This is a genomic window from Nocardioides sp. NPDC101246 (assembly GCF_044767415.1).
In the GTDB taxonomy this organism is placed as follows: Bacteria; Actinomycetota; Actinomycetes; order Propionibacteriales; family Nocardioidaceae; genus Nocardioides.
Genome location: NZ_JBIWNX010000018.1, coordinates 1 through 12569, shown reverse-complemented (window position 1 = coordinate 12569; position 12569 = coordinate 1). Strand labels below are relative to the sequence as shown.

Here is a 12569-nt window from a genome sequence, read left to right as displayed (position 1 = left end):
GTGCCCGGCGGCGGCACCATGCCCATGACCGTGCCCATGACCGTGCCCGTGGCCCGCGCCCATCAGGCGGCTCCGTCCGAGTCGGCGGCAGCACACATGGCGGGGTCGGTGACGAGGACGACCTCCTGCAGGTCACCCAGAGCGTGGGCCAGCCGCCGGTCGGCGATCTCGTAGCGAGTGCGGCGACCCTCGGGCACCGCGACGACCAGGCCGCAGCCACGCAGGCAGGCGAGGTGGTTCGACATGGACTGTCGGCTCACCCCGAGCGAGTCGGCGAGCTCGGCCGGGTAGTCGTGCTGCTCACGCAGCCGCATCAGGATCCGTGCCCGCGTGGGGTCGGAGAGCGCATGCCCGAAACGGGCGAGCGCATCGATCGATCCGGGACTCACATCGGTGGTCATGCGTACGACAGTACATCAGATCATGAATTCAGCAATAGATTGATCTGTCGCATCACGGAGGACCCGGCCCACCATCTACTATCCACGATAGTAGTATCTCCCGGGCTCGACCCACCACCGATCGCACAACCGAGAGAGAGCTTCGATGAAGCCGATCGCTTCCCTCTGCCTGGCGTTCGCCATGCTGACCGGACTCGCCGCTTGCGGGGAGGAGACCTCGCCGACGACTCGCCCGAGCGACGGCGCCACCTCAGCCCCGGCGACCAGCACTCCCGAGTCGTCGGCGCATGCCGAGCCACCGGCATCAGAGCGACCGGCAGAGCCCGCGGGCCCGGTGGTGGAGGTCGCCATCAAGGGCGCCGAGGTCACCCCTGCGGGCAAGCGGATCAGCGCCCAGGTCGGCGTGCCGGTGACGTTCGTCGTCACCTCCGATCGGGCCGGCGGGCTGCACGTGCACTCGAGCCCGGAGCAGACACCGGAGTTCGTCGACGGCACGACCACGCTCCAGGTGACCATCGAGCGCCCGGGCCTCATCGACGTCGAGGAGCACGAGTCCGGCGAGCTCGTCGTGCAGCTGGAAGTCCGCTGAACGATGCTTCCCACGCACGGCATCGGCGGGGCGCAGGACCTGCCGATCCCCGCGAGCTACGCCATCACCGGCGCCGGGGTCGCCCTGGTCATCAGCTTCGGGGTGCTCCTGGTGGCCTGGCGGCGACCTCGGTTCGACGGCGCCGGCGCCGGCCGCCCGTTGCCCGCCCCGCTCGCGGGCCTCATCGAGTCGACCTGGTTGTCGATCGTCGCCAGGGTGATCGGGATCGTCCTGGTCGGCTACGCCGCCTGGGCGATGATCTGGGGACCGGATCTCGCCCTGAACCCGATCTTCGGCATCGTCTACGTGCTGCTGTGGGTCGGCCTCGTCCCGGCGTCGCTCGTGCTCGGTCCGGTATGGCGGGCGATCAGCCCGCTGCGTACGTTCCATCTCGGCATCGCCAAGGTGGCCGGGACCTCACCACGAGAGGGCCTGGTCGCACTGCCGTCATGGGTCGGATACTGGCCGGCGACGGTCGGCCTGTTCGCCTTCGTCTGGCTGGAGCTGGTCAACGAGGAGGCGAACTACCTGACCACCGTCCAGACCTGGTTCGCGGTCTGGGCGGCGGCGCTGATCATCGGGGCCGCGGTCTTCGGCGACGTGTGGTTCGAGCGCGCCGATCCGTTCGAGGCGTACTCGACGCTGATCGCGCAGCTCTCACCAGTGGGCCGGCGCAGCGACGGGCAGCTCGTGTGGCAGTGGCCGCTCGTCCATCTCGACGCGTTCGCGCCGAGCCCGAGCCGGGTCGCCGTCGTCGCGGTGCTGCTGGGCTCGACGGCGTACGACAGCTTCAGCCGCTCCCAGCACTGGGTCAGGTTCTCCCAGGCGGTGCTGATCGACATGACGCTGCTCGGCACACTGACACTGCTGGCGTTCTGCGTCTTCGTCGGGGTGACGTTCTCGCTGGGCACGATGGCGACAGCCGTCCCGGCCGATCTGCGACGTAGGCAGCTGCCGGCCCTGTTCGCCCATTCGGTGGTGCCGATCATCGTCGGCTACGTGATCGCGCACTACCTCACGCTCCTGCTGGAGTTCGGCCAGCAGGTCCTCATCCAGCTCAGCGACCCGATGGTGACCGGCGCGAACCTGCTCGGCACCGCCGACTGGACCGCGGTCTACTTCCTCTCCGAGCAGCCCACGACCCTGGCGACGATCAAGGTCCTCGCGGTGCTCGCCGGCCACATCCTCGGCGTCATCGCCGCCCACGATCGTGCCGTCAGGCTGCTCCCGAGAGGCCATCAGGCGACCGGGCAGCTCGCACTTCTGGTCGTGATGCTCGTCTACACCGTCGGCGGCCTCTACCTGCTGTTCAGCGGCTGACCCGAGGGGTGACCAGGCGTCGCCTACTATTCCCGCTAGTAGTAGTTCTCAGGAGGAGTGCAACCGTGTCCAAGCAGACCAAGATCACCGCCGTCGTCGCGGGTCTGGTGATCGCCGCGATCGTGGCCCTGATCGTCGCCTCGTCGAGAGGCGAGGCAGAGCGCCCCGCTCCCGCTGCGGACACCCCGGCCGAGGAGAACGCGCTGACGCGCCCCGATGCCCGGATGCTCGGCGAGAAGGGCTCCAGCGACGTGACCTTCGTCGAGTTCCTCGACTTCGAGTGCGAGGCGTGCGGCGCCGCGTACCCGATCGTCGAGGACATACGGAAGAAGTACGCCGGCGAGGTCACCTTCGTCGTCCGCTACTTCCCGCTGCCCGGCCACTTCAACTCCGAGCGGGCGGCGCGAGCGGTCGAGTCCGCCGGCCGACAGGGTCAGTTCGAGGCGATGTACAGCAAGATGTACGAGACCCAGGCGACCTGGGGCGAGGCCCGGACGCCCCACGACGACCTCTTCCGCTCCTTCGCCGAGGAGATCGGCCTGGACATGAAGACGTACGACGCCGACTACGCCTCCGAGGAGGTCGCCGCCCGAGTCCAGCGCGACATCGACGACGGCACCGAGCTCGGCGTGCAGGGGACGCCGACCTTCTTCGTCGACGGCGAGCCGTTCCAGCCGCAGACGGCGGAGGACTTCGACCGCGTCCTCGACGAGGCGCTCGCGCAGTGAACGACGCATCCTCGACGCAGGAGGGCTCCCCGGCCGCGAGCACCGCGATGGGCTGGGGCCTGATCCTGGGCGGCCTCATCGGGCTCGTCGCGGCGGCAGCCCTCCTGATCGAGCGCTTCAAGCTGGCGCAGGACTCCTCGTACACGCCGGTCTGCAGCCTGAACCCCGTGGTCAGCTGCGGGTCGGTGATGGAGTCGGCGCAGGCCGCGGTGCTGGGCTTCCCCAACCCGCTGATCGGCGTGGCGGCGTTTCCGGTGCTCATCACCACCGGCGCGGCGATCCTCGCGGGAGCCCGGTTCCGACGCTGGTTCTGGCTCGGGCTCCAGGCAGGCGTTACGGCAGGGCTGGCGTTCATCGCCTGGCTGATCTTCCAGAGCCTCTACCGCATCGGCGCACTGTGCCCCTACTGCATGGTCGTGTGGATCGTGGTCGTCCCGACCTTCTGGTACGTCACCCTGCACAACCTCCGCCACGGAGTCTTCGGGGAGCGGGCCGCCCGCAGCAGGGCTGCGGAGGTCGCGGACGTATGGCACGCCCCGATCCTCCTGGCGGCTTTCCTGGCGATTCTCGCGCTCATCGCGGTCCGCTTCTGGGACTACTGGTCGACGCTGATCTGACGCACCCGGCCACCTTCCCGATTGTTCAGCATTCGCTGTATGGTCAGCGCATGCTGACCATTGCCTCGCGGATGGACGTGATGACCCGCCTGGGTCGTGCCATGTCCGATCCCACGCGTGCACGCATCCTGACGGCGCTGCTGGAGGCTCCGGGCTATCCCGCGGAGCTCGCCCGGAGCCTGGAGCTGACGCGCACCAACGTGTCGAACCACCTCGCCTGCCTGCGCGGGTGTGGCCTCGTCGTGGCCGAGCCTGAAGGGCGTCAGACCCGCTACCGGATCGCGGACCCGCATCTGACCGCCGCGCTGGAGTCGCTGGTGAAGGTGGTGCTCGCGGTCGACGAGGGCCTCGCCTGCGAGGACGCCGGCTGCGAGCTCGGCTGCTGCGCCGCGGAGGCGGACCGGTGAGCCGCCACTGCTGCGGGCCCGAGGAGTCCGACGGCGACACCGGTCACGCGCACGGCGGACCTCAGCAGCCGATGATGCTGTCGCTCTCGCCGGTGGGTGGGCTCCCCCAGACCCACACCGAGGACGATGACTGCTGCGCCCCGAAGTCGCTGTCCGAGGAGCCGTTGAAGCACGAGGAGCTGACTCCGTGGTGGCGTGATCGCGGGCTGCTGTGGCCCGCGGTGTCGGGGATCCTGCTCGCGCTGGGGTTCCTGGCCGGCTGGCTCGGCCAGGACACGGTGGCTCTCGTCCTCGAGACCGGCGCGCTGGCCGCAGGCGCCTGGACCTTCGTTCCCGGTGCGTTGCGCCGACTGCGCCGAGGCAAGCTCGGTGTCGGGCTGTTGATGACGATCGCCGCGGTCGGTGCGGTCGCGCTGGGCCGGATCGGCGAAGCAGCGGCCCTGGCGTTCCTGTTCTCGATCGCCGAGGCACTGGAGGACCGGGCGATGGACCGCGCCCAGCACGGCCTGCGCGCCCTGCTCGCGCTGATCCCCGACACGGCCAGGGTCGAGCGCGACGGCCAGGCGAGGACCATCGAGGCCTTCGAGGTACGCCGCGACGACGTCCTGCTCATCGGCGCCGGCGAGCGGGTCTCGACCGACGGCATCGTGGTCGAGGGCAGCTCGAGCATCGACACCTCGGCCGTCACCGGCGAGTCCATCCCCGTGGAGGTCGTCACCGGCGACCCCGTCCCGGCGGGAAGCGTCAACGGCGGCGGGACCCTCCGCATCGAGGCCACGGCCGACGGCCGCGACAACTCGCTGACGCAGATCGTGCGGCTCGTCGAGGAGGCGCACGCCCGCAAGGGGGACCGCGCCCGCCTCGCGGACCGGATCGCCCGGCCGCTCGTCCCGGCCGTTCTGGTGCTCGCCCTCGGAGTGGCACTGCTCGGATGGCTCCTCACCGGCGACCCGCTGGTGTGGGTGGAGCGTGCCCTGGTCGTCCTGGTGGCGGCCTCACCGTGCGCGATGGCGATCGCGGTGCCCGTCACCGTGATCTCCGCGATCGGTTCGGCCAGCAAGCTCGGCGTCATCATCAAGTCCGGCCAGGCCTTCGAGCAGCTCGGCACGATCCGGGCGGTCGCACTGGACAAGACCGGCACCCTGACCCGCAACCAGCCCTCGGTGGTCGAGGTGACCGGAGCGGCCGGCTGGTCCGAGGACGACGTCCTGCGCCTGGCGTCCGCGGTCGAGGCGACCAGCACCCATCCGCTGGCCGAGGCCGTGCGTAGCGCCGGACCCGGCGTACCACCGGCTGCCGACGTGCAGGAGCTGGCCGGCCACGGCCTCCGGGGCATCGCCGAGGGACGCAGCGTACGTGTGGGGAGCCCGCGCTGGGTCTCCCCCGGGACGATCCTCGGCGAGGCGGCCGACTCGATGGCCGAACGAGGCATGAGCGTCATCGTCGTCGAGGCCGACGACGTCCCGGTGGGCGTCATCGGCGTCCGGGACGAGCTCGAGCCCGAAGCCGCCGAGGCGATCGCGATGCTCCACCAGCGCGGCATCAGGTCGCTGATGCTCACCGGCGACAACGAGCGCACCGCGCGCGCCCTGGCCGCGCAGGTCGGGATCGATGACGTACGCGCCGAGGAGCTGCCCGCCGGCAAGGCCGCGGCCATCGAGTCCTCGGTCGCCACGACTCCGACGGCGATGATCGGCGACGGCATCAACGATGCCCCGGCCCTGGCCGCCGCGACGGTGGGCATCGCGATGGGCGTCACCGGGTCGGCCGCCGCGGTGGAGTCGGCCGACGTCGCCTTCACCGGGACCGACCTGCGCCAGATCCCGCTCGCCTTCGATCACGCCAAGCGGGGTCGAGCCATCATGACCGGCAACATCGCGCTCGCCCTGGCCATCATCGTGGTGCTGGTCCCGCTCGCCCTGGTCGGCGTCCTCGGACTGGCCGAGGTCGTGCTCGTCCACGAGCTCGCGGAGGTGGTGGTCATCCTCAACGGGCTGCGTGCCGCGAAGGTGCGCGACCTGACGCTGCCGCGGGCGAGCTCGACCGGCCAGCCGCCGGTCGGTGCGCCCGCAGCTACGATGGCGGTTCGTACGTGAAGGAGTGATGATGCGCGGCTTGGGCCCTCTCGAGGCGACGATCATGCAGCGGATGTGGTCCGGCGACGCGCCACAGACGGTGCGCGCGGTGCACGACTCGCTGGCGGAGGACCGCAAGATCGCCTACACGACGGTGATGACCGTCATGGACAACCTGCACCGCAAGGGGTTCCTCGGGCGCGAGCGGCAGGGGCGGGCCTACGTCTACTCGCCGTCGACGACACGTGAGGAGCACACCGCCTCGCTGCTCGGCGAAGTGCTCGCCGACGGCGGAGACCGCGCGAACGTCCTGCTCCACTTCGTCGAGCACCTCGACGCCGACGAGCTGGAGGCGCTGCGCCGAGTGGTCACCGACCCCGACAGGTCGCCGCACCAGGACGGGTCGAGATGACCGGCACGATCGCGCTGCTCGCCTTCGCCGCGGCCTCGATGTACGCCGGGCAGCACCTGCTCCCTCGACTCTCGGTGCTCCACCGGGCCCCCCGGCTGGGTATCGCCCTGTGGCAGACGCTCGCCGCTGCGGCGATCGCGGCGCTCCTGCTCGGCATGGTCGCTCTCACCATGCCCGGACTGTCCGCCGCCGCGGCGATCGGGGAGGTTCTGCGCGCGTGCGTCGTCGGGATCCAGCACCAGTACGCCTCCGTGGCCGGCGCCATCCTGACGACGGCGAGCGTCGTGCTCCTGGGCGTCGTCGGCGGACGTCTTGCCGTTGCCCTGTGGAGCCAGCGGCGCCGAGACCTGCGCGCCCGGCGAGCACACCTGGCCGGCCTCGAGCTGGTGGCCGAGCACCCGGAGGACGGCGTCGTGGTCCTCGACCAGGCGGCCGCGGCCGTCTACTGCGTACAGGGTGAGCGACGCGCCGGGACCTCCGACACCGTGGTCGTCACCCGAGGCGCGCTGCAGACCCTCACCGCCGCCCAGATGACCCTGGTCCTTCGGCACGAGCACGCCCACCTGAGCTCGCACCACGCTCGCCTGGTCGCTCGCGCGCTTGCGCTGAGCCGGGCATTTCCGTTCATCGGGTTCTTCCGCGTCGCCCACGAGCAGATCGCCCTCCTCGCGGAGATGCACGCCGACGACGCCGTCGCCGTGGACGATCGCCGATCACTGGCCGAGGCGCTGTACGAGCTCGCCCTGGCCAATCGGCCCGCGCAGGCGTCGGTCGCTCTCGCCGCCACCGGCTCCGACGTCGTCCAGCGCGCGCAACGACTGGTCGGACCGCACCAGCCGCTCCGACGGATCTCCATCGCGGCACTGGCAGCAGCCATCGTCCTGGTCGCCTCGACCCCGGTCACCCTCGCCCTGGTGCCCGGCGGAGTCAGCGACGCACACCACTGCTGCCTGAGCGCGGGCGACACCCGAACGGCGGTGCTCAGCCTGCGCGGGGCGAATACATGATGACCGCGACACCGACCAGGCAGATCAGCGCCCCGATGACGTCGTAACGGTCGGGCTTGAAGCCGTCGAGGACCATGCCCCAGGCGAGCGAGCCGGCGACGAAGACACCGCCGTACGCAGCCAGGATGCGTCCGAAGTTCGCATCCGGCTGGAGGGTGGCGACGAAGCCGTAGATGCCGAGGGCGATGACACCGGCGCCGATCCAGACCAGACCGCGCTGCTCGCGTACGCCCTGCCACACCAACCAGGCCCCTCCGATCTCGGCAACCGCGGCAGCGAGAAACAGGGCGATCGACTTCAGCGTGTCCACGGCGTCATCCTGTCAAACCTCTCGCGGCCACAGACGAGGCCGAATTGGCTCGCCTGAACAGCTCGGGGGACATCCGGGGGGAATCCAACGGCACTCAGCAGCAAGCGGAGTCCGCGCGCACACTGCGACAGCATTCAGGACCATGCCCGGGCCTCCGCCCTCCACTGCACAGCGCCCGGGGTCCCGACATTCAGCACCGGGTCGGCAAACCTGACCACCATGTCCACGACTTCCTCGAAGGTCGCGGGGAGATGCACACCATCGACACCCAGGCCGCGTCGATACGCGACATACGCCGAGGCCCTGACCTTCACCAGGTCACCGACCGCGGCAGACAACGGTCGGACGTCGACGCCTCGGAAGTCCATGGTTGCCGCCACCGCCGTGCGCATCTCAGCACCGCTGAGGTCATGTGCCGTGACCAGGGTGTAGATATCGGCCCAGTCCCGCACTCTCGTGCTCGCTGGCCCGAGATCGATCGCGGTCGAGATCTTCTCCGCCAGCACGGTCGCGATCGGATACCCCAAGATCCGCACCGGCGTCGCGTCAGGTCGCAGCGCGGGCAACTCGATCACTGACGGCTCCGGCGTGACCGGGTCGCCGAAGTTGATGTCCAGCTTGAGCTTCAACTGCGCCGTGCCCAATGTCGCGTCCATGGTCACGCGGACGCCCGAGTAGAGCGCATCGTCTCGGATCACCGCTGCCTTGACAGTCTCGGCCAGGTAGATGACTCCGTCGTCCGGATCCGCCAGACCTGCGATCTCGACGACCCGGGCCGCGACAGCGTTCTCATTGGCCGGCATGTTTCGAGCCAGCGCGTCCGCATCGGTGGTCGGCCGCCGACTCCCGAAGCTCGCCAAGAGCATCCCGCCCTTGAGGACGAAGTCACCGGCGTACTGCGATGCGCTCATCCGAGCCAGCCATCGTTCCACGACGTACATCGTCAGCAGGTCCTGGGTGCGTCGTCTTTCCCTGCGGGCGCGGTTCTGCAGATCCAGGTATGCCCGTCCGGAAGCGGTCTCCCTCGTCGGCCTGTTCATCGTGCCCCCGCGATGTCCAGCGCCAGCCGCACGGGCCCGACCACGCCGAGCACAGTGGCGTACTCGAGCACTGGTGCGGGTCTGTTGCCTGGGCGTTCCAGGTATCGGTTCAGCACTGTATGAGCCAGCGGTTCGCCGAGTCGGTGTCGCAGGCGCATCAGGTCCACCACTGTTCGCGCCGGGTCGTAGATGCGCACGAACTCTCCCGGTGCCGCCTCCACCCGCGAGAGGCCGACCTCGAACGTCTCGGCATCGAACCGGAACACTGTGGTCGGCGGATAGGAGATGCGCGGCGCGTTCTGAGCCGTGGAGACCGCGATCTGGACGGTCGGCTCCATCTCGTCACTCAGCCCATGAACCACCGCAGCACTCACACAGCACACGATCGCCCGTGGCGCCCGCATCGCCACTGCCAACAGGTCCGGATAGGTCGGCTCCGGCGCATCCGCTCGGCGAAACACACCTCGAGACAGCTCAACGACCTCGCCCCTGTCTCGCCAGCGATACAGGTCCCGGGGATGCACCTCCATCCCGCGGGCCGCCCGGGCCGTGAACGTCGCAGGGAGCGATTCCAATCCCGCCATGGATCAAAACCATACACGCTCGAAGTCAGTGTGTATGGTTTTGATCCATGGCGGGCGGTGGTCAGTCACCATGACTGAACTTCAACGCCCTACGTCACAGACCCATGGCCGGCGAAGGGGGTGCCCGCGACCACCGTTCAGGCCTGGATGGGGCACGCCTCAATCGCGACGACAAACATCTACCTGCACCACCTAGGGACCGTCGCAGATGAGGCCGGATTGGCCCGTCTGAACGGCTCGAGGGGAATCCTCGGAGTAACGGCAGCACAAACAAGCAAGAACCCCGCCTAGATCTCTGCATTTTCGCAGGTCAGGCGGGGTTCTTGGTTGGTGGAGCTGAGGGGATTCGAACCCCTGGCCTTCTCGTGCCACTGAGACCTCACGGCCCGATCATTCAGCTTGCTTCGGGAAATCTCGCCTCGACCTGCGCCGATGCCCAACGTCAGTTGATGATTCAGCTCGGACTATAACGCGTCAGCTCGGCACACTTCGAAACCCAAAGCGCGGAGTTTCCGTGGAGCAGTCCGGCCCCGGCGCCGCTCAGCGACGGGCCTGATCGTCGAGGATCAGCGAAGGACGGATTATGACTCAGCGTCAGTCCCGAGCCGGTCAAGGGTGTCGAGATCGCCCTCGCTACTGACAACCACGAGCCACCCTCTGTGCACATCGAGGAAGTAGTGATGCTCTGGGATTTCAAGGAGTGCTGCGACGATGGAACTTGCTTCTTCGCCACCAAACCGGACTCCGAACGGCGACAGACTGTCACCGGCATGCTCGACTCTTGAGCCCCCTTCGATCCTCCGCAACACTTCTCGAGTCGCTCGCGCGAGCAACTCCGCTTCATCATCAAGGTGGTTGTGGGTGTGTTTCCCCCGCGCTTCGAGCCAGTTGATTCGTGAGCCCTCGACAGGCATAGATTCCCCTAGCCACTCGAAGACGTCATCTGCGTCGATGCGCTCCAACCCAGCAAGCGGAGTGACTCCGTACACCTCGGTCTCCCAATAGTTCTCAGACATCATCAGCACCCGAACTGTCCCTGGATCTTGGTTACGGTCTTCGCGCTTCCATCGAACGTGAAGTGAGGACCCTTCTCCTTGCCGTTCCACACGTTGACGTGGGCGCCACTTCGCTCGTCGAACTCCACCCGGAAGCCGATCTTCCCGTTGGCCGTCTGCCGGCCGATCGGCTTGCCCTTAATGTCTCCGAATCTACCCAAGGTCGGCTGCTCGGCCCGAAAGCCACGCTCCTCAAGCCATGCCAAAGCGTCCCTCATCGCCTGGTTGTAGTCATCGTTGTGGACGAGTACTGACTCAGCGCCGACGAAGTAGGTGTGCAGGTCATCAACGGTCAGGTTGTAGGCGTCCGCCACGCGACGCGTCTCGAAGTCAACCGCCTCGGTCACCCGGCCGGTGTCCCCGTCAGCGGTGAGGACGACCTCACCGACCGCCAGGTCTTCAGCGCCTTCCCACGCTTGATCGGTGACTGACCAGAACGGGTGGTCCTCGGTCGTCACGATAGTTCGGCCTTCGACCTCGAGGTCGTAGAGCGAGTCCTTGTGCATCCAGACCGCCGTGATCAGTCGTGGCCCCTTGACCCCGGTGATCGGGTTCTGGGCCATCACGAAGTCGCCGACCTTGAGATCCTTGAACTTCTTCTTCGACGCATCGCCCATCAACACGAGGGTGTCGGCGCTGAAGGAGTTGAACTTGCAGGTCTTGCCTACGCCGCTTGCGGCGTCCTTGGTCTTGGAGGGGCGTTTCTTGATGGCTTTGCCAGCGATCTCGAAGGCGTCATCGACGTACTTGAGGGGCTTGGTCACTCCGATCACGGTGACGACCTCGAAGGTGCACGCGGCCGCACTTTCCCCGTTGCACGCAGAAGGGTCGAAGACGAGCACGGTCAACACGGTCTCGAAGTCGTCGGACCACAACTCCGGGCGCTGCCCGAGGTACGCGGCGATGACCTGGTCAGCATCAAGAGTGTGTCCCTGATGCGGGAACAACTTGTCGGGCCGCTTCCCATCGCCGTACCCATTGCTGACCGCAACCGCTTGCTCGTAGACCTCCCGAGGCGGATTCACCACAGGAGCGATCTCAGCCGCGGGCGTTCCGACATACCCGTCGTCGAACGGGTTCGCGTTGAGCGTCCCGTCAGAATTCGCCTGCGGAGTCCCCTTCGAAGACGCACCACAGGTGCCTTCCCGGATACAAGCAGCCGCCAGACCGGACGGGTCACTGAAGGTGATCGGGTTCTGGTTCGCGTACGAGTACGCGTTCAGCGAGGCCGGGTCCGCGGGATCGACCAGCGGGTCAGTGGTCATGAACAGCCCCAACACGGCGTCGTAGGGACGCGCGCCGACCTGCAACAGGTCCACACCCTCATCCCGAGTAGACCCGACAAACCCCTTCTCCCCCGGGAACGTCGCCCTGTCGGGGGCCGTACCGCGGTCGGCACCGAAAGGTCGCTCGCGCCGCTGTGGCAGGGACTCGTCCTGCGCGGTCGCAGCAGCGGACTCGGCGTTCCCGAGTGCGTACTCGGGGGTGCCGTGGGCATCGACCGACCAAGTCGTCACATCAGCTGGGTTCACACCGGTTCGGGTGGCGATGATCTGGCCCGCGAAGGAGTAGTCGCGTCGCGGGGTCACCTCACCGGTCTGGAGGCCGGCGCCGGTGTCCTTTGCACTGTCGTGGACCAACTCCACGCCACCGGGTAGATAGACCGTCGTGACCGTCCCGGCGCCCGGCTCGCTAACCCGGCGCAGGAGGCGGGCGCCGGCCGTGTCGTAAACAGCCGTCTGATCCGCGGCCGTCTCGCTGGTCGGGTCGACACCGGCGAGGTGGTGCTCGGCATCCCACTCCAGACGCTGCACATCACCCGCCACTGGACGGTCCAACAGCTCGCCAGCGTCACTGTAGGTGTAGGTGCCCTCGATCCCCGCCAGGGCCGCATCCGCAGTCCCGGAGACCGTGTCAACCGCCACCGTGGGGTCTGTCTTCTCGACTGTGTTCTTCGGTCTGACTTAGTTAGGGCCTAGGCGGTCGCCGTAGGCCACGGTCAGTTCGTTCAGGATGGTAGTCCA

Annotated in this window: 14 protein-coding genes; 8 read left to right on the top strand and 6 right to left on the bottom strand. The window is 68.1% G+C overall.

Going from position 1 to position 12569, the window contains the following annotated elements; translation table 11 throughout:
* Nucleotides 1-62 precede the first annotated feature (62 nt).
* Nucleotides 63-401 carry an ArsR/SmtB family transcription factor gene (locus tag ACIRON_RS26265; protein ID WP_402997000.1) on the bottom strand — a complete coding sequence of 113 codons (339 nt, stop codon included), beginning with the start codon at nucleotides 399-401 and terminating at the stop codon, nucleotides 63-65.
* Between the two features lie 145 nt (nucleotides 402-546).
* Between ACIRON_RS26265 and ACIRON_RS26260 the strand changes: the two genes are divergently transcribed.
* The 8 genes from ACIRON_RS26260 to ACIRON_RS26225 all read left to right on the top strand — a co-directional run bounded on the left by ACIRON_RS26260 (nucleotide 547) and on the right by ACIRON_RS26225 (nucleotide 7556).
* Nucleotides 547-990: a hypothetical protein gene (locus ACIRON_RS26260; RefSeq protein WP_402996998.1), complete on the top strand. Its 444-nt coding sequence runs from the start codon at nucleotides 547-549 to the stop codon at nucleotides 988-990.
* Nucleotides 991-993: 3 nt separating this feature from the next.
* Nucleotides 994-2310 carry a hypothetical protein gene (locus ACIRON_RS26255; protein WP_402996996.1) on the top strand — a complete coding sequence of 439 codons (1317 nt, stop codon included), beginning with the start codon at nucleotides 994-996 and terminating at the stop codon, nucleotides 2308-2310.
* Nucleotides 2311-2375: 65 nt separating this feature from the next.
* Nucleotides 2376-3038 (top strand): DsbA family protein, encoded by a 663-nt coding sequence (locus ACIRON_RS26250; protein ID WP_402996994.1) that lies wholly within the window; start codon nucleotides 2376-2378, stop codon nucleotides 3036-3038.
* Nucleotides 3035-3655, top strand: coding sequence for a vitamin K epoxide reductase family protein (locus tag ACIRON_RS26245; protein WP_402996992.1), 621 nt, complete (start codon nucleotides 3035-3037; stop codon nucleotides 3653-3655). The genes ACIRON_RS26250 and ACIRON_RS26245 overlap by 4 nt, the downstream gene beginning before the upstream one ends.
* A gap of 50 nt (nucleotides 3656-3705) precedes the next feature.
* Nucleotides 3706-4062, top strand: a complete 357-nt coding sequence (locus tag ACIRON_RS26240) for an ArsR/SmtB family transcription factor (protein WP_402996990.1) — start codon at nucleotides 3706-3708, stop codon at nucleotides 4060-4062.
* Nucleotides 4063-4136: 74 nt separating this feature from the next.
* A complete protein-coding gene (locus ACIRON_RS26235; protein ID WP_402997267.1) occupies nucleotides 4137-6158 on the top strand; it encodes a heavy metal translocating P-type ATPase in 2022 nt (673 codons plus the stop codon).
* A gap of 10 nt (nucleotides 6159-6168) precedes the next feature.
* Nucleotides 6169-6549, top strand: coding sequence for a BlaI/MecI/CopY family transcriptional regulator (locus ACIRON_RS26230; RefSeq protein WP_402996988.1), 381 nt, complete (start codon nucleotides 6169-6171; stop codon nucleotides 6547-6549).
* Nucleotides 6546-7556, top strand: a complete 1011-nt coding sequence (locus ACIRON_RS26225; RefSeq protein ID WP_402996986.1) for a M56 family metallopeptidase — start codon at nucleotides 6546-6548, stop codon at nucleotides 7554-7556. The genes ACIRON_RS26230 and ACIRON_RS26225 overlap by 4 nt, the downstream gene beginning before the upstream one ends.
* Here ACIRON_RS26225 and ACIRON_RS26220 read toward each other — a convergent pair.
* The 5 genes from ACIRON_RS26220 to ACIRON_RS26200 all read right to left on the bottom strand — a co-directional run bounded on the left by ACIRON_RS26220 (nucleotide 7531) and on the right by ACIRON_RS26200 (nucleotide 12470).
* On the bottom strand, nucleotides 7531-7866 hold the full coding sequence (locus ACIRON_RS26220; protein WP_402996984.1) for a YnfA family protein: 336 nt from the start codon (nucleotides 7864-7866) through the stop codon (nucleotides 7531-7533). The genes ACIRON_RS26225 and ACIRON_RS26220 overlap by 26 nt on opposite strands.
* A gap of 134 nt (nucleotides 7867-8000) precedes the next feature.
* Nucleotides 8001-8777, bottom strand: a complete 777-nt coding sequence (locus ACIRON_RS26215; RefSeq protein ID WP_402996982.1) for a nucleotidyl transferase AbiEii/AbiGii toxin family protein — start codon at nucleotides 8775-8777, stop codon at nucleotides 8001-8003.
* 125 nt (nucleotides 8778-8902) lie between these two features.
* Entirely contained in the window at nucleotides 8903-9490 is a 588-nt protein-coding gene (locus ACIRON_RS26210) for a hypothetical protein (protein WP_402996980.1), read from the bottom strand.
* A gap of 581 nt (nucleotides 9491-10071) precedes the next feature.
* On the bottom strand, nucleotides 10072-10506 hold the full coding sequence (locus ACIRON_RS26205) for a hypothetical protein (RefSeq protein ID WP_402996978.1): 435 nt from the start codon (nucleotides 10504-10506) through the stop codon (nucleotides 10072-10074).
* A 2-nt stretch (nucleotides 10507-10508) separates the two neighbouring features.
* Nucleotides 10509-12470 carry a polymorphic toxin-type HINT domain-containing protein gene (locus ACIRON_RS26200; protein WP_402996976.1) on the bottom strand — a complete coding sequence of 654 codons (1962 nt, stop codon included), beginning with the start codon at nucleotides 12468-12470 and terminating at the stop codon, nucleotides 10509-10511.
* Between the last annotated feature and the right edge of the window lie 99 nt (nucleotides 12471-12569).